The sequence below is a fragment of the Radicibacter daui genome (assembly GCA_030657355.1).
Classification (GTDB): domain Bacteria; phylum Pseudomonadota; class Alphaproteobacteria; order Radicibacterales; family Radicibacteraceae; genus Radicibacter; species Radicibacter daui.
The window spans coordinates 796535-813306 of sequence record CP131056.1 but is presented as its reverse complement, the minus strand read 5'-3'; the positions used below and the strand labels follow the sequence as shown (position 1 = coordinate 813306).

Here is a 16772-nt window from a genome sequence, read left to right as displayed (position 1 = left end):
AGCGGAAAATCGCCTCAGAAGTGGTACCCATAGCGAGATCGCACCCGAAAACCATCACGCCCCAGCCACCCAGAACTATAAAATAAATATATTGAGATTATTATACATCCCGCAAAATCATAATGATTACTATTATTAATAAACATTCCCTTACCCTGACACCTCCTTTTGGGGAGCGCCTTTGGCGGGCGCAACAGCGCTCCGCCTTAAGAGATGCGCTCCCCAAAAGGAGGTGTCAGGGTAAGGGAATACACGCCACACAGAATCTGCCGCGCAAGCGGAGAGCCGCCAATGAGCTCCAAATTAGCATGGCGTTTAATATGGGCGATGGGACACCTCCACTGAATAAATGGCGAAGATATAATCCTCAGTCTCACCTGTAATCCTCGGCGTCAAATTATCCCCGTTGCACATTATAGACTGGAGATTTCCCTGCGATTTGCGCTGGCGGGCTTCGTTCCAGTTTGCCGTCCCCACATAAACGGGCCAGTGCCTCCCGGAGGGAGCGTTGACAATCGCCCCCTCAGAGAGAGCATCAACCTTACGCCTCAGCAGATGAAGCCTACTCATTCTCGTGTGCTGGGGATTGAGGATGATGTCGAGCGATGCCATGGCGTCAAAGAAGGGCTGCTCCAGAGCGGGATATCTAACGGCAACCGAACCATCTTGCTGACAGCGCAGCAAATTTATCTCGCCACACTCTAGCCAGCCAATTTGAAGCGACTGCGTGGAAAAGCGCCTTCCACCATCGACAGCGAGACCCGCAACGACATTCCCAGCCCGGACCTCATCAACATTGCCTGTTGACGAAAATTGCTGTCTCGGCCCAAGCATCAGACACTTACCGTTGCCTAGAACATAAAACTGGCCACTGCCCTTTAGGCCTGTGGGCTCAACGAGGGGATCATCTCCCGGGTCAAGCATTTCAATCCCGAGCGATATCCTTTTGTGCCCCAACTCGCGCTGCAAAATTGAAAGGCCGTTGGGGTCCATGCATGTGAACCCTGCACACAGCACGAGTTCAGGCAAACCGCCTTCCTGGTCTTCATATTTCTGAAGGGCTTCAACAAGCCAGGCTATATAGTGCTGAGTTACGCGCGGATAATTTGAATCAAATCGAAAAGACAGCAAACCGATGTCCATAGCACAGCCCTCTATGGGCGCATGTTACAAGATCACTATAATTGCGCCCCCTTATAGTTTCAAAATTATATGAAATTCCAAAAGTAAAATAATTAAAATTTCAAATAATAATTAAAATATGGATAACTATCTGCATTTTATATTTGTATTTTCGGAACAATATCCAGAGCCCGCTTCTCGTCGGGACACTATCCGCGCCCCGCCGCTGCCACCGGCTTGGTCGGTAGCAGCGGGGCGCGGATACATCTCTTCAGAGACTACTCTCCAGTACCTTTCGATTTATCCGCTATAACGCTAGGATCTAGGCTTTCTGCGGCCTTGAGACCAGCGGAAGGCGAGACATCCGCCGCCAGAGGCTGCGGATGTCCGCTATTCGGCATGGGCCGCCGTCCGGCGCCAAACGACGATACAGACTTCGGGGCCACATATGGTGGCGGAGTAGGTGGCGGGGGAAAGGGAGTTCCCGGCGGAGGCAATGACGGCGTGAAATCCGCCCCTGGCGGACTGGAAAAATCCGACAGCTTCGGAGCCGGTGACATTGAGGCCACCTCAGCCGCTGCGGCCTTTGGCGGCAGATATCGTCCAAAAGCGTCCTCGAAGTTGCTCGTAAGGTACCCCTTCGGACTCGTCCCTTTCAGCGAAATATTGCGCGGCCTAATGCGGTATTCTCCAAGCAATTTAGCGAGATTGCGCGGCGTCAAAGGCTCCCCCTTGTTATAGGTCGACCAAGGCGCCGTCTCGTTCGCATTTAGCGCCGCCAGCAGATCAACCGTCGTAATCTTGTCGCATCCCAGACGCTCGAAGATATCGCGGATGTCGGACAGCAACTCCGCAGATACGGACAGCGCCTCACTTTCTTTTCCTGAAATTTGCAAAGCGGCTGCCCGCGCGGTTTCTGGCCAATGCCCCCCGGCATGATCGGCGATAGCCAAGAGTGGCTCCCAGTTATCTTGCGCGCGGTCATTCAACTCAACGGGCGCGTCAGGTCGCATCGCCCCGATCATTTCCCCTGCATCTTGTGCAAAGCGGGCGAGCATTCGGGCCAACCGTTCAAAGTCTTCCGGCTCAGCATGGCGCAGTTTTTCCACCACCTCTCCCTCCCGTTTACGGCGGAGTTCCACCACAATCGAGCGATCCATAATGGTGCCTTCCAAGTGACCAATACCGGCAATCGCCTTTGCTCCCCAGGTCCCGTAAGCCATCAGTTCGCGACTATCACCCTCGATACGGAGAGAGTAGGCGAAGTCGCGGGTCTGTCCCGAGTTGAGAATGCCCCGCAATTCGGCATTCCCTCCCAAAAAGGTGTCGGCCTCATCAATCAGCAAGGTCGGCTTCCAACCAGCAAGAGCCCGAAAGGTGGCGGCCGTCGTAATATTGGCGGCGGGCAGAGGGCGACGAACCAGCCGCTTAAGCAGAGAAAGAAGCATTGACTTTCCGCAGCGTTTCTCGGGCGCTGTGATCACCAAGAGAGGGGCCACTTGCACTTTGTCGATCAGCCACGTAAACGCCGCCCACAACGCCACAGCCTTCAAAACGCCGGGGTCACAGACAATAAAGCGCCGCATGGTGTCGCACATATCGTCAAGAAGCTCCCCGAGCGGCACTGGCGAGGGCCAAGGCTCGATGACAGGAAATAGGTCCAAACCTCCTACTGACGTTTTACGTGAGCGAGCTGCCTCAACCAATCGTTCCAAGACTGCGAGCTTCAGTCCGAAGCGTGCTGCAGCCGCACTCTGCTCCAGCGCGTAGTCAAGCGGGTCGAGTTTACTAAGGCGAATAACCTCCGACTTGAGGTCGGTAGGAGCGCCCTCTTGCCCAAGCTCCGCCGCAGGTACCTGCTCAGCAGCAGCCACCATTGACCTGACGGCATCAGGGCCCAGTTTCCGCAGCAGATCGTTGGCATCCTTAACATCGGCTGGGGGACGCGTGAGTTTCACACGATAGCCCCGCTCCATTAGGCGACTGGCGGCCTTTGTGACCGCATTGTCAGCAGCGCTATCCTGATCGTCATTGTCAGCGACCAAAACCACCGCCCCACTCTCGGGCAGGGGAATCTCCCCCCAGTCCATGCCGAAGGCGCACCGAACCGGAGCACCGGTCGCCTGCCATAGGGACAAGGCATCTTCTGGACCATCACAAATAAGGATGTCGGAGCCGTTTCCAGCGAGCGTAAAGGCAGAGCCCTTTAGCACGCCGTTTGTCCGCTTATTCTTCCTGCCCGCCACCCCTATCTGCGCCCTGCCGTCCGGGTCGAGAAAGACGCGCTGAACAGCCGTCAGAACCCCGTTCGGGTTTCGAGCAGCATACAAAACGGCGCCGCTCGACTGATGCCACCCAACTTCGGCGACAGGCAATTTCTCCGGGTCAATTGCACGTTCCGCAAGGTAGTGGCTGGCAGGCGTTCCACCGACCGGTACGCAGTCTCGGAGTAAGGCTTGAGCCTTGCCAATGCGTCCAGCCTGCTCATCATCGACCATGGAAGACGACACAGCCGTCTTTTCAAGGCTCCGGGATGGGGGGCGACTATCGGAAAAGCGCTGGCCGCCAGCCCCTCCCACCCCCAGCATCTGGCCAAGTTGCATGGCGCCCTCAGCCTGGCCGACCCCCAACTTAGCTGCAAACAGCGAGATCGGATCAGCCCCGCCTTGATTGGTAGCAAAATCCTTCCAGCGGCCACATTGCGGTCCAGACACTATAATACTCAGCGACCGACCTGGCTCCCCCGCCAGATTTCCAACGCGCCACGTATTACCGTTGGCTCGCCCGCTCGGAAACCACTGCCGGATGAGCTCGGGGAAAATCTGACTGGCTGCGGCATTGATGTCGGCAAAGGGAATCGACTGGTGGTGGCGCTTCATTTGGCCGCCCCCCCCAAGGATCCTCAGATAGGCCTCTCGTTCAGCGACAGGAACAAGCGTTTTCCTGCCTGCCTTCAATATCCGGATACGCCCCTGCCTGACTTCCCGATAGAAAAGCGTCCTACCGATACCCACAGCAGAACAGAACTCATTTACGGATCCGGCGATGCGATCCGTTTTCCCCATATCTTTCATAATTTGTTTAGCCCTCTGGTAGAGGCCAGGCACAATTGCTACTGGCGGGGGCCCTTAACGATTAAAAATTTTGGAAACGGGGGATCCGGGCGGAAATCCGCCTCAAAAATGCAAATAAAATTCTTGACTTTTGGAAGAAGTCTCAAAATCTACTCTTTTTTAAGAAATTCTCCTGATATTCTCTATTTAAAATATTTATAAAACACAAAAAGACGCCAAAAAGTTATGGCGTTCCATCAGAGATAGCAGAACCGCGCACACCTATAAGCGTAAATAAAACTCTCCGCATCCTCCCAAAAAAAACTCACTTAATAGATAATATGCCCGCTAAATTGCATTTATTTTAAAATTCCCTATTTAAAAATTACGTTCTAACCAGCAATTATTAATTTCTATAGACGTTTTGATTGTACAAATTTTGAATCACTGTAATTGCCCATTTCTTCTTATTCATGTCTTCGTTCTGATTGGCAAGAATTTTAAGATAATAAAGCGCCTTTTCCCTATCTTTTGGGAATCCATTATCCCCATTGTACATATTTTGCGCGACTAATTGCATTGAATAAAAGTTTCCACGGTCAGCAGCCTTAATATAATGCTCAGCCGGCGTCCCTTGCGCGGCCCCATTTTCAGCCAAAACGCCGAGAAGATATTCAGCGAGATCGCTACCGGACTCACTTCCTTTTTGCAACCATTTAGCTGCTAGATCCAAATTACGAACAAAATAAGCATCAACTTCAAATCTCATGTATAATTGACCTAGACGAGTTTGAGCTGGTCCATATCCTGCTTCCGCAGAGACTTCAATCATTTTGCCAGCCGCTTCTCCTGAGATATATCCTATCAACAGCGATGAATTTGGTTTATTTATTTTGTCTTTGAAATTGCGATCCCTGACTATGCCCCACCAGAAATCCGTGTAAATTTTCAATGTTTTTGTGATTGGTAGGCAGTAGCTATTACTAAAATCAACGTCGTAACCAAGATAATATATGGCCACTGGATCATTCTTCGCGGCTAGATCCGCAAATTTATTGCAAGCTATTTGATAGTTTTTAGCCTTGTACGCCTCGATAGCGCTTCTTGCGCCGTCTTCTGAAATTCCTCCCGCAATGACAGGAAGGGAAAACGCTGACGCAAGAGAAAAGACGACGATATTCGACAAAAAACTCACATAACCCTCCTAAATTCGCATCATTTCGGTTAGTTTTTATGATTTATATAATATTGATACAAAAAATTTTATAATTGAGGATATTTTTTATTTATAAATTCTTTATCAGGCGTGAATTTTTTTACACATGACATGGACACGGCAAAAATCTCCATCATTGTAGGGTTTAATATTTTCACCCATTAACGTGACAGCAAAACAAACATTCCGTTCGCCCAAGATCGACGATGTCGTATTTTTAATACGGATTCAACACATAAAATCCGATTATGGTCCGTTATAAAATCCACACACCCGGACAACACTCCGGGAATGACACTAAAAGACCGCGTAGGACGACGGCTCAGGGACCTGCGAAAGGCTCAGGGATTGTCTCAGGAGCGACTGGCCGACTTAATAGACCGGTCAGTCGACGCTATTTCGAATTTGGAAAGAGGCCTCAGCCTACCGAATTTTGAAACGCTGGAGCGACTGGGGACAGCCCTGCATGTGCCTGTTCGTGATTTCTTTGATGTTGATCACGACGAGCCCCCTCATCGGGCCGAATTGCTCGCGCGACTGATGAACATCGCGCGAACTCTGCAAGATAGGGACTTACAGGTCGCTGTACGGCAGCTCGAAGCCCTAGCGGCATCGCCCTCACCAGCTTCGCCCCCTAAACGCACAGCGAAACCCGCTTGAAGCACTGATCGGGATATCGGGACATTATTTAAGGTAATGCCTAACTAACCTGGACCGGATTGATGTCAATTTCCTCGAAGGCGGTTGCCTTCAAGAGTTTGATAATCAAGGGCTTGAGGTCTTCGTCTCGATGGTTGAACCGGTAGCAGGTTTCACCCAGGTAGAGATGGAAGAACTTTTTCGGTACGCCCCGGTACGGATAGAGCCAGTTTTTGGCATAAGACCAGAAGCCTTCGATGCCGTTGATATGGTCTCTGCCGACGGGGCGCCCCTTCTCCTTGCGGATCACGACATGGTCGCCGCGCAGGCGCAAGGTGGCATAGGCCTGCCACTGGTCGGTGTAATAGAGTGAGCCTTCCCGGCTGTGCGCCTGGATCACCTGCATGATCGAGGCCCGGTCGTGCGCAGGGATCGGCTCGGCCTTTACAAGACCATTGCGCTTGATGATCCCGAAGACGATCACCTTGCCGGCCGCACCCCAGCCCCGTTTGCCTTTGCGCGCGCCGCCAAAGGTGGTTTCGTCGCATTCAAGGCTGCCTTCAAAGGGTTCGCGCAGCTGCTCGGCCTGTGCCATCGCAAACCGGATGAGCCGGTAAAACCGCTCTCTCGCCGGACGGCTAGCCGCCAGCGAAAAGCGCTGCCGATAGACCGGCACACCCCACACAAAACGCTGCACCAGTTCAGTCTTGGTCCGGCTGTCCAGCCGCGAGGCGTCCCATAAGCTTCGCCGCCGCCAGCGATGCCCGCACCGACGGCATTTCAGGCGCCCGTCGGAAAGCACCCAGCTCCAGCCAAAACCACATGCCGTGCAACTCGCCATACCCAAATCCTCTCAGATTTGGTCCAGCTTCGTTAGGCATTACCTTATTTAAAGCAACCCACGCTACAGCGTCTGTCTTGAGTCCTCTGAATGCGCTACCCAATCAATCGCGCGTCATCAGACGACATCTTTCCTGTCCCTCCTTCTGGAACGGCACAGAAACTAGCCCACGCTTCCATCAACTCTCGCCGCTTATCGAACAAATCGCCGCGGCGATAGGCGGCCTCAACCTTGTCGCCGATGCTGTGGGCGAGAGCCATCTCTGCCACGTCGCGAGAGAAAGCCGTCCGCTCGGCGGCCCAATCTCTGAAGGAAGAGCGAAAGCCGTGAGCCGTAAGATCAGGTCGCCCCAACCTTTTGAGCAACTGCAAGAACACCATGTTCGAGAGTGGAGAGTCCCTTTTCTGACCGGGAAAGACAAAAGCGCTGCATCGAATTTCAGCCATCTGACCTAGAACAACCTTTGCGGCCCCGGATAAGGGCACCCTATGGTCTTTCCCGGCCTTCATGCGCTCGCCTGGAATGCACCAAACTCCAAGATCAAAATCGAATTCCGTCCAACGGGCATTAAGCACCTCGCTGGTCCGAGAGGCCGTCAGGATAGCAAACTCCAAAGCGCGGGCAGCCACCCCTTCCTTTTGGCGGAGCTCCGCCATAAAGACGCTGATCTCCTCATAAGGCAGCGCGGGATGATGCCGGACCCTTTGCACCTTTGATCTTGGCGGCAGCAGTTTGTCGAGATGCCCCCTCCAGCGGGCGGGGTTCTCTGATGAGCGATAACCGCGTACGGCCGCCCAATCCAAGACAGCTTCAATACGCCCCCGTAACCGCGTCGCTGTCTCAGGCTTCTGGTGCCAGATGGGTTCCAAGACCTTCAGCACCTTATCAAGGTCGATGGCTCGAACTGGCAACGTGCCAAAGACCGGCTCTACATAAGTCTTGATCGTCGCAGACCATTGGGCGGCATGCTTCTCATTCCGCCACCCGGGTTTGTGCGCGGCAATATAGGCGGCAGCGCATTGCGCGAAGGTCATGCCTTTGGAGGCTTCCGCCTCCTGGGTTCTCCGCCTCTCCTCCCGCGCCTCAAGAGGATCGAGACCCGCAGCCAAAACTTGCCGGACAGAAGTCGCTACCTCGCGAGCGTCGGCGAGCGACAGCACATTGACGGCCCCGAGTCCCATTTCGCGGGCCTTCCCTTGGCGAGTGTACCGGAAAAGCCAGCTCTTACCCCCCGTGGGCCCGACCTGCAGATAGAGCCCACCCCCGTCCGCATATCTGCCGGGTTCCTTCAGCTTCTGAACGGTCATGGCCGTCAGCCGGTTCGTCACTCGCGCCATCTTCAACCCACAAGCCAACCCCCAATCATGACGTGGATTCTAACGGACGCCGACGAACGTCGGAAGACATATGTGAAGAAAATAACTTATTATCTGTATGTTAGCCACACGTCAGAGGACATTCGCGACCGTCAGCGAGTTCGACTACGGAAGACACCCTCTCCGCCATCTTTCTCCCAGAGATTTACCAACCTGATCACACTTGGTAATTCCGCCCACTTCACAGGGGCCGGAAGAGTGCCGGTGTTATATTGCTATCCTGCAAGGCCAGTGGCGCGACGCCAGGCACAGCCAAGGAGCAGCGGTGCACCCCCGATTTCTCAAAACCTTCCTCGCTGTTGCCCGCCACCTGAATGTGACGCGGGCTGCGCAGGAGGTGCATCTGGCGCAGTCCAGCGTCAGCGACCAGATCCAGAGCCTTGAGGGCGAGCTGGGGACGGCGCTGTTCGAGCGGGCCCGGACGGGGCTGGTGCTGACGGCCGCGGGCGAGGTGCTGCGGACTTATGCCGAGGAAATTCTGGCGCTGACGGATGAGGCGCGGGCGGCGGTGGAGAGTGTTGCCGGGGCAGACGGCGGCGGCGCGAACAGCGCCGGCGGGGTGGTGACACTGGGCGCGCTGGAGACGATTGCCGCCGCGCGGTTGCCGGACTGGATGGCACGTTTCAGCGCCGCGCAGCCCGGCATCCGGCTGGTGCTGAAGGTGGCAGGCAGCGGGGGGCTGCTGCGCGGGGTGCTGGATAGCGACATGGACCTTGCCTTCTGCTTCGAGCGCGGCGCACCGGATGAGCGGCTCGCCCGGCGGGTGATAACCGAAGAACCGATGGTGCTGGTGGCGCCTGCCGCCAGCGAGGCTGCCGGGGCGCTTGTGGATGAGCTGCCGACGGGGGAAGCGGGCCTTGCCGCCCTCACCCGCTTTGCCTTCGTGGCAACCGAGCGCGGCTGCATCTACCGGCATCTGTTTGAAGAGGCCTTTGCCCGCGCCGGTCTGCCAGCTCCGACGGTGGCGGCGGAGGCCGGCAGCATCGGCGCCATCGGCCGCATGGTGGCGGCCGGGGCGGGCCTTGCGCTGGTGCCGCAGATCGCGGTGGCGCAGGCGCTGGAGCGCGGGGATCTCAAGGAACTGAAGTGGCCGGGTGGCGGGCCAGATGGGGCAGAGGAAGGCGTACCGGCCCGGCCACTGACCGCCGCGCTGGCGCTGTTCTGGCGCCGGCGTCGGGTACAACCGCCAGCCCTGAAGCAGGTACTGGCGGCGCTTGAGGGTGGATTCGGGACGAGTGATTTAGGAACGGGCGATTTCGGGACTGGCGATTCCGGGGCGGGCAGGCCCGCAGGGCCAGCGGCCGCGCAGAGTCTCAGGCCAGACGATGTCCGCCTTCAACATGCAGGACCTCGCCGGTCGTAAAACCATTGCCGATCAGGAAGGCGATGGCATCGGCGATATCTTCCGGCCGCCCGACACGGCCGACAGGCAGGCGCTCCGCCATACCGCCCAGCACCTCGGCCTTTCTGTCCCCGGCCACGAACTGCCAGATCGACGTATCGACCCAGCCGGGCGAGACGGCGTTGACCCGGAGCGGCGCCAGCTCCACCGCCAGCGCCCGCACCAGCCCCTCCAGCGCGGCATTGATGGCGGCCACCACCGTACCCCGGGCGGCCGGGCGGTACGCGGCAATGCCCGAGGTAAAGGTGAGGGAGCCGCCGGACGAGAGCACCGGCGCGCCATATTTGGCGATCAGCAGCGGGGCGATGAACTTGCTCTCCACCACCCGCATCACCGCCGGCAGCTCCAGTTCCGGCAGCAGCCTGTAGGCACCGGCGATATCGGCAGCGGTGCAGGCGATATGGTCAAGCGTGCCAAGGCGGGCGAAGAGCGCGGCCACCCGGGCCTCGTCCGTCATATCGGCAGCAATGGTTTGCAGCGTAGCCGGTGCTCCAAGATCGGCTGCGGCACGGGCCAGCCTTTCTTCATTGCGGCCAACGATGGTGACGTCGGCGCCTTCGTGCAGCGCCCGGCGCGCCAGCGCGAGCCCCATGCCGGAGCTGCCGCCGATGATGAGGAGTTTCTGGTTCTGAAGGGTCATGAAAGCCCGGTTCCTTGCGCGGTGAGGGAAAGACCGGGCGGAGGATGGGCGCATCAGGCGGCGTGCCGGAAACGGGAGAAACCGATAGCGCTATCGGAAATTCCGATGGCGCTATCGGCATGGCTCAGGCTGAAGGGTGCATGCCTCAGGTAACCTGACCGCCATCCACGGTGAGGATGGCGCCGGTGATGTGCCGGGCCGCCGGGCTGGCAAGGAAAGCAACGGCGGCGGCGATATCCTGCGGCTCGGCAAACCGGCCGAGCGGGCTCAGGGACCGCTGGAAATCGGCAAATTCGCCATTGGCGGGGTTCATGTCGGTATCGGTGGAGCCCGGCTGGACCAGGTTGACAGTGATATCCCGGGGCCCAAGCTCGCGGGCAAGGCCGCGCGTGAAGGAATGCAGCGCGGATTTGGTCATGAAATAGACCGTGCCGGTATCACCCACGATACGCTCCGCCCCGGCGGAGCCGATGGCGATGATCCGCCCGCCGGCCTTGAGGTGCGGAATGGCCGCCTGCGCCGCCAGCAGGGGAGCGCGGATATTGACCGCAAGCATGGCATCGATCTGCTCCACGGCCATGCCGGCAATGGTGTCGTAAAGCGCGATTGCGGCATTGCTGACAAGGATATCGAGGCCGCCGAGCGCGCCCGCCGCCGCGTCCACCGAGCGTTTGACCGCCGCCGGATCGCCGCTATCGGCCTGAAGGGCAACCGCCTTGCGGCCCATGGCCTCGATGGCCCGGACAACCTCGCCCGCCTTTTCGGCCGAGCGCTCATAGGTGATGGCGACATCCGCGCCCTTGCGGGCGAATTCCAGCGCGATAGCAGCCCCGATACCGCGTGAGGCACCGGTGATCAGGGCCCGTTTTCCAGTGAGGTCGGTCATGATTTTCCATTTCTGTGTCGATTGACACAAAAATAGCTAGGAACCTTGCCCGGCCCTGTCAATGGATATATATAGTGATCGATGCAAAATTCAGACGATCCCGCCCTCCCCACCGAAAGCACTGCCCCCGGCAAAAGCGCCCCGCCAGGCCGCAGCCGGGGACGCCCGCGGGCCTTTGACCGCGAGGCGGCGCTGGCGCGCGCAACCCGGCTGTTCTGGGAACGGGGATATGAGGCAACCTCCATCAGCGACCTGACCGAGGTGATGGGCATTGGATCGCCCAGCCTTTACGCCGCCTTCGGCTCCAAGGAGGCGCTTTATGCCGAGGCGCTGCACCATTATTGCGAGAAGAACGAGCCTTATGCCTGGGCCGGTTTTCTGACCGCCAGAACGGCACGGGAGGCCGTGCAGTGCCTGCTGATGGATTCCGCCGCCGCGCTGACCGGCTGCATCGCCGATCTGCCGCGCGGATGCATGGTGACGCTCTCCTCCGTGGGCAGCGAGGGGCATGCGGAACTTGGCGAGCTGGTGCGGTCTTTCCGCGCCATCACGCTTGAACGGCTGACGGCGCGAATAAAAGAGGGCGCGAGCAAAGGCGAAATCCCCGCCACCGTGGATATTCACGCCCTCGCCCGGTTTGTGCAGACCGTGCAAAACGGCATGTCGATCCTTGCCCGTGACGGGGTGGAGCGCCGCGAACTGGAAAGTGTGGCCGAGCTTGCCATGGCCGGCTGGGATGCCCGAACGACCTGATTGGCCCCCCTTGCGAATCGCTTGCAGCAACGCAGCGATCCCCGGATACTGCCCTGGCTGACAGGGAGACCGGATCATGCGCCGCGTGCTGAAAATTGACCGGACCGCCGGGTTGCTGCTGGGCACGGCAGCACTGCTGGTGCTGTTCAATCTTGTTGCGACGGTTCTGACAATAACGGTCAACCCCGCCTTCCGGCAGATGGTGGAAGCCGGCCTGTTCCTGACGGGAGCCTATGCGCTCATCGGCGCCGGCCTTACCCTGAGGCTTGCGCTGCGGCACGCCAGACTGCGCGGGGCCCGCCACCGGCACCCGGCGGCCTGAAGGCCACAGCGCAGATGCCCGCAATGGCGCGCCCCCTGCCCCACACCGTCCCGCCGGAAGTGGCTGCCACTTTTGCGGCCTTGCCGCCCGGGATCACCGCACGGCTCCTTGAGATACGCGAGCTTGTCTTTGCCGTTGCGGCAGCTACCGAAGGCGTCGGCCCGCTGACGGAGATGCTGAAATGGGGCGAGCCGGCTTATCTGACGGAGGGAACCGGCAGCGGCAGCACCATCCGGCTGGGCCGGCCGCGCGGATCGATGCAAGACTGCGCGCTCTTCTTCAACTGCAACACCACGCTGGTGGAGGGGTTCAGGGAGCAGTTTGGCGACAGGCTAAGGTTCGAGAAAAACCGCGCCATCCTGCTGGACGCTGCCGAGCCGTTACCGGAAGCCGTGCTGGCTTCCTGCATCCGGCAGGCCCTCACCTATCATCGCCGGCGCTGACGCGAGACTAGACGACGAGATCGCCGAGGCTGGCCCGGACTTCCGCCGGCAGGGCCAGGATGCGGCTTTGCCACTCCGCCATCATCCCGCTGAAATACTCCGGCGACCAGCTTTGGAGCGCAGCCCCCTCGCCGTCCAGAGCCGTCAGGTCATACTCCACTGCCACCCGCGATCCGCCGTTGGCGGGTGTTACCTGCACACGCACGAAACCGGCGCGGGAGGCCGGGGTGACGCGGGAGTAACACACTCGCCCGGCAACAGGATCATGGTCGATAACCGTCCAGATGGTGTGTTCGGCGCCATCGCCGGTGAGGAAGACCAGACCCGCCTGCTGCGGCAGCGGGCCCAGAAGGATGGGAGACCAGCCAGGCACCCACAGCTTTTCGCCCTCGGCGGTGAAGAGCTTGAAGGCATCGGCCGGCGGCAAGGCCAGCTCGAACGATCCGTGCCGGCGGATGCGCAGGGCGCCGCTTGCCGGGTCAGCCATTCTGGCCTGCCGCGTCCTTGCGGGCTTCTGTCAGCTGGTGGCTGTCGGCGGCGGTCAGTGTCAGGTCATAAACCGCCTTCAACCCGTCGATCTTGCGGCGTGTCGCTTCCGAGAAGGGCGGCGCGCCTTCAAAGGCATGCAGCACGATGCCTTCAATAAGCTCGCCCAGCGGCATCTCCAGATGTTCCGCAAGGCCCTTCAACACCTTCAGCAGGCTGCGCTCGATGCGCATGCCGGTCTGCACTCTTTCCACAAGCATGGGGACAGCGCCGTTCCGCCAATTGTTATACTAATACCACGGTAACAATAGTGAGCCTTCATCGCAACGGCCTTTCCGTATAACCCGCCCTCACCCCGCCTTCACAAAATCCACAAAGGCCCTGAGCGGCGACGGCAGGTGGCGGCGGCCGGGGTAATAGAGGAAGGGGCCGTCAAAACTCTCCCACCACTCTTCCAGCACCGGCACCAGGGTGCCGCTATTGAGATGCGGGGCCAGCCAGTCCTCGAACAGGCGTACGATGCCAAGACCATCGAGCGCGGCGGAGACCAGCAGATCGGCGGAGGCGCCGGTGCGCACGAGGAGCGGGCCGGCAGGATCGAGGATGATGCTTTCCGCCCCGCGCTGGAACTGCCAGCTGGGGATGGCACCGCCGGCAAACTGGCCGCGCAGGCAGGGGTGGGAGAGCAGATCGCGCGGGTGCTGCGGCATGCCACGCCCGGCAAGGTAGGCAGGGCTGGCGGCAAGGGCGAGGCGCTGGGTACGCGGGCCGATTGGCAGGGCGATCATGTCCTGCTCCAGCCGCTCGCCATACCGGATGCCGGCATCGCAGCCCGCCGCCAGCACATCGACAAAACTGTCCTCCACCACCACCTCCAGCCTGATATCCGGATAGAGCTTGAGGAACGGGGTGATGATCGGCGGCAGCACCAGCCGGGCCACATTGGCCGGCACATTGAGGCGCAGCGTGCCCGACGGGCGATCACGAAAGCTGCTGACCACATCGAGCGCGGCGGAGACTTCCCCCAGCGCCGGTTTCAGCCGCTCGGCAAGGCGCTGGCCGGCCTCCGTCGGCGCCACGCTGCGGGTGGTGCGGTTGAGGAGGCGCACACCAAGCCGGGCTTCCAGCCGGCGCACCGCCTCGCTGAGGCTGGAGGCGGACTGGCCGCCGGTTCGGGCCGCCTCGCGAAAACCGCCGGCTTCCACCACGGTGAGGAAAGCAAAGAGATCCTGAAGCTCTGCTGCCATGGCACCCGCCCCCACTGCACCGAAGATTGTGCCGAATTTTGCACAACCCGTGCCGATAATACCGGATTATCGCGCACAGGTCCGCAGGTGCATAGTGGCGGCAAGCCGGAAGGGGCCACCCTCTTCCGCCTCCTTTCCTCCCTCTATCTCCTTCCTTTCGACGGAGTTTCTTCATGACCGATATCAGCAAGGCCGGCCGTTATTCGCTTGGCCGCAAAGATGTGTTTCGTATGGGCTATGGCGCCATGCAGCTGGCGGGGCCGGGCGTCTATGGCCCGCCCAAGGACCGGGCGGCGGCTGTTGCCGTGCTGCGGGCGGCCGTGGAAGCCGGCGTCGACCATATCGACACCAGCGATTTTTACGGGCCGCATGTGACCAATGAGATCATCCGCGAGGCGCTTTATCCCTACAGCGACGACCTGGTGCTGGTGACCAAGGTAGGAGCGGTGCGTGGCAGCGATGCTTCCTGGATACCGGCGCAGAGCCCGGCGGAACTGAAGCGCGGGGTTGAGGACAACCTGCGCAATCTGAAGCTCGAGGCCATGGATGTTGTGAATCTGCGCATCGTGGGCGAAGTGCATGAGCCGGCGGAAGGCTCGATTGCCGAACGTTTCGGCGCGCTGGCCGAGCTGCAGCAAAAAGGCCTTATCCGCCATCTGGGGCTCAGCAACGTGACCTCCACCCAGGTGGCCGAAGCGCGGACCATCGCGCCGGTGGTGTGCGTGCAGAACCAGTACAATCTCGTCCACCGCGCCGACGATGCGCTGGTGGATGAGCTGGCGGCAGCCGGCATTGCCTATGTGCCGTTTTTCCCGCTTGGCGGCTTCAGCCCGCTGCAAAGCGAGGGGCTGAACGCAGTGGCGGCCCGGCTGGAGGCCACGCCGATGCAGGTGGCGCTGGCCTGGCTGCTCAAGCGCTCCCCCAACATCCTGCTCATCCCCGGCACCTCGCAGGTGAAACATCTGGAGCAGAACCTTGCCGCGGCGAAGCTGGTGCTGGACGAGGCGGTGATGGCCGAACTGGAGGCGCTGCGCGGCGCCGGCGGGGCCGCGCACTGACGAGCCCCGCAGTCAGAAAGCCCGGCCAGGCCCGGTCAGGGCCTGGCCGGGCCTGGCCTTGAAGCGGGGTTCGCCATCCGGCCCAGCACCAGCACAAGGCACGGCAGGTAAAGCGCCGCGCCGCCGATCCAGACAAGACCGGGCGCCCCGTGCTGGCGGGCGGCGAAATAACCGGCACTGATGGCGAGCGGCACGGCACTACTGACGAGGCTGTTAAGGCTCGCCAGCACGCCCTGCAGCCGGCCCTGCGCCTCGCCCTTTACCCGGCCGGACAGCAGGGACTGCAAGGCCGGCATGGCGATGCCGCCAAGGCAGAAGAACGGAAGCAGCGCAAAGGCAACCGTCCCCCTGGTGGCAAAGGCAATGGCGAGATAGGCCGTGGCATCGGCCAGCATGCCGATGACGAGCGTCACCCGGTCTCCCCAGCGACGGGAAATCCGGCCGGCGGCAAAAGCCTGGATCAGGGCGTGAAAAAGACCGAAAACCGCCAGCGACAGGCCGGTGGTGACCGGCAACCAGCCAAACCTGTCTTCCCCATAAAGCACCCAGAGCGCGCCGGGCACCTGCCCCGCCATGCAGAGCAGGATAAAGGCGCCGAGCAGCGGGGCCAGCACCGGGAAACTCAGGGCCCAGCGCAGCGGTGCCAGCGGATTGAGCGACACCGGGGCGGGCGCACCTGCCTCTTCGGCCAGACCTTCGGCCGGCCGGGCGGGCTTCGTCTCCCTGAAGAACAGGAGTGCCAGCGCCAGATTGGCTGCCGCCATCAGCGCGGCGACCAGAAAGGGCGCCCTCACGGAATAACCCCCGACAAGGCCGCCCAGCGCCGGGCCAACAATGAAACCCAGCCCCATCGCCGCGCTCAACTGGCCGAAACGGCGGGTGCGCCCGGCCTCGGGCGTGATGTCGGCAACCGCCGCGCTGGCAATCGCAAGGCTGGCACTGGTGATGCCGGCAATGGCGCGGCCGAGAAAGAGCAGGGCCAAGCTGGGGGCAAGCGCCATGAAGAGATAGTCCGCCACCGCCCCGGCAAGGGAGAGCAGCAGCACCGGCCGGCGACCGAACCGGTCCGATGCCGTGCCCAGCAGCGGCGAGGCCAGAAACTGCATCAGCGCATAAAGGCCAAGGAACGCGCCGAACAACCAGCTGAGATCGCTGAGATGGCCAACGGAGCGCAACAGGCCGGGCAGCACCGGCACGACGAGGGCAAGGCCCATGCCGTCAATCAACACGGTGGCCAGAACGGGAATTAATCGTCTATCCATGGGAGAGCACCTTATCGGCGATAAAC

Annotated in this window: 17 protein-coding genes; 6 read left to right on the top strand and 11 right to left on the bottom strand. The window is 60.1% G+C overall.

Translation table 11 applies throughout. The features are described from left to right. Positions 1-315 precede the first annotated feature (315 nt). From QTL98_RS03805 to QTL98_RS03795, 3 genes are all read right to left on the bottom strand, one after another. Positions 316-1143, bottom strand: coding sequence for a hypothetical protein (locus QTL98_RS03805; RefSeq protein ID WP_445680898.1), 828 nt, complete (start codon positions 1141-1143; stop codon positions 316-318). A 257-nt stretch (positions 1144-1400) separates the two neighbouring features. After that, the gene (locus tag QTL98_RS03800) at positions 1401-4001 is read right to left on the bottom strand and encodes a DUF3631 domain-containing protein (protein ID WP_445680897.1); all 2601 of its coding nucleotides are present in this window, start codon (positions 3999-4001) and stop codon (positions 1401-1403) included. A 580-nt stretch (positions 4002-4581) separates the two neighbouring features. Beyond that, positions 4582-5361: a tetratricopeptide repeat protein gene (locus QTL98_RS03795; protein ID WP_445680896.1), complete on the bottom strand. Its 780-nt coding sequence runs from the start codon at positions 5359-5361 to the stop codon at positions 4582-4584. Positions 5362-5682: 321 nt separating this feature from the next. Here QTL98_RS03795 and QTL98_RS03790 point away from each other — a divergent pair, with 321 nt between their 5' ends. Next, positions 5683-6051, top strand: coding sequence for a helix-turn-helix domain-containing protein (locus tag QTL98_RS03790; RefSeq protein WP_445680895.1), 369 nt, complete (start codon positions 5683-5685; stop codon positions 6049-6051). 40 nt (positions 6052-6091) lie between these two features. On the opposite strand, the gene QTL98_RS03785 is transcribed toward QTL98_RS03790, so the two are convergent. Together QTL98_RS03785 and QTL98_RS03780 are read right to left on the bottom strand one after the other, a co-directional pair. After that, a complete protein-coding gene (locus tag QTL98_RS03785) occupies positions 6092-6871 on the bottom strand; it encodes an IS1595 family transposase (RefSeq protein ID WP_445680894.1) in 780 nt (259 codons plus the stop codon). A 95-nt stretch (positions 6872-6966) separates the two neighbouring features. Continuing rightward, positions 6967-8208: a tyrosine-type recombinase/integrase gene (locus QTL98_RS03780; protein WP_445680893.1), complete on the bottom strand. Its 1242-nt coding sequence runs from the start codon at positions 8206-8208 to the stop codon at positions 6967-6969. A 304-nt stretch (positions 8209-8512) separates the two neighbouring features. Between QTL98_RS03780 and QTL98_RS03775 the strand changes: the two genes are divergently transcribed. Then, positions 8513-9610 (top strand): LysR family transcriptional regulator, encoded by a 1098-nt coding sequence (locus tag QTL98_RS03775; RefSeq protein ID WP_445680892.1) that lies wholly within the window; start codon positions 8513-8515, stop codon positions 9608-9610. Here QTL98_RS03775 and QTL98_RS03770 read toward each other — a convergent pair. Together QTL98_RS03770 and QTL98_RS03765 are read right to left on the bottom strand one after the other, a co-directional pair. Further along, positions 9561-10289 carry an SDR family oxidoreductase gene (locus QTL98_RS03770; protein ID WP_445680891.1) on the bottom strand — a complete coding sequence of 243 codons (729 nt, stop codon included), beginning with the start codon at positions 10287-10289 and terminating at the stop codon, positions 9561-9563. The genes QTL98_RS03775 and QTL98_RS03770 overlap by 50 nt on opposite strands. A 145-nt stretch (positions 10290-10434) precedes the next feature. Next, the gene (locus tag QTL98_RS03765) at positions 10435-11175 is read right to left on the bottom strand and encodes an SDR family NAD(P)-dependent oxidoreductase (RefSeq protein ID WP_445680890.1); all 741 of its coding nucleotides are present in this window, start codon (positions 11173-11175) and stop codon (positions 10435-10437) included. A gap of 81 nt (positions 11176-11256) precedes the next feature. On the opposite strand from QTL98_RS03765, the gene QTL98_RS03760 reads away from it, so the two are divergent. From QTL98_RS03760 to QTL98_RS03750, 3 genes are all read left to right on the top strand, one after another. Then, positions 11257-11928: a TetR/AcrR family transcriptional regulator gene (locus tag QTL98_RS03760; protein ID WP_445680889.1), complete on the top strand. Its 672-nt coding sequence runs from the start codon at positions 11257-11259 to the stop codon at positions 11926-11928. Between the two features lie 76 nt (positions 11929-12004). Beyond that, on the top strand, positions 12005-12250 hold the full coding sequence (locus QTL98_RS03755) for a hypothetical protein (protein WP_445680888.1): 246 nt from the start codon (positions 12005-12007) through the stop codon (positions 12248-12250). Positions 12251-12273: 23 nt separating this feature from the next. Further along, positions 12274-12693: a DUF1801 domain-containing protein gene (locus tag QTL98_RS03750; RefSeq protein ID WP_445680887.1), complete on the top strand. Its 420-nt coding sequence runs from the start codon at positions 12274-12276 to the stop codon at positions 12691-12693. A gap of 7 nt (positions 12694-12700) precedes the next feature. Here QTL98_RS03750 and QTL98_RS03745 read toward each other — a convergent pair whose 3' ends face one another. The 3 genes from QTL98_RS03745 to QTL98_RS03735 form a co-directional block, all read right to left on the bottom strand. Beyond that, positions 12701-13180, bottom strand: a complete 480-nt coding sequence (locus QTL98_RS03745; RefSeq protein WP_445680886.1) for an SRPBCC family protein — start codon at positions 13178-13180, stop codon at positions 12701-12703. Next, a complete protein-coding gene (locus tag QTL98_RS03740) occupies positions 13173-13439 on the bottom strand; it encodes a hypothetical protein (RefSeq protein WP_445680885.1) in 267 nt (88 codons plus the stop codon). Before QTL98_RS03740 ends, QTL98_RS03745 begins: the two co-directional genes overlap by 8 nt. Positions 13440-13529: 90 nt before the next feature. Beyond that, complete coding sequence (locus tag QTL98_RS03735; RefSeq protein ID WP_445680884.1) at positions 13530-14426, bottom strand: LysR family transcriptional regulator; 897 nt, start codon at positions 14424-14426, stop codon at positions 13530-13532. 173 nt (positions 14427-14599) lie between these two features. Between QTL98_RS03735 and QTL98_RS03730 the strand changes: the two genes are divergently transcribed. Then, positions 14600-15484 (top strand): aldo/keto reductase family oxidoreductase, encoded by an 885-nt coding sequence (locus QTL98_RS03730; protein WP_445680883.1) that lies wholly within the window; start codon positions 14600-14602, stop codon positions 15482-15484. A 35-nt stretch (positions 15485-15519) separates the two neighbouring features. Here QTL98_RS03730 and QTL98_RS03725 read toward each other — a convergent pair whose 3' ends face one another. Continuing rightward, positions 15520-16746: a TCR/Tet family MFS transporter gene (locus tag QTL98_RS03725; RefSeq protein ID WP_445680882.1), complete on the bottom strand. Its 1227-nt coding sequence runs from the start codon at positions 16744-16746 to the stop codon at positions 15520-15522. Positions 16747-16772: the final 26 nt, after the last annotated feature.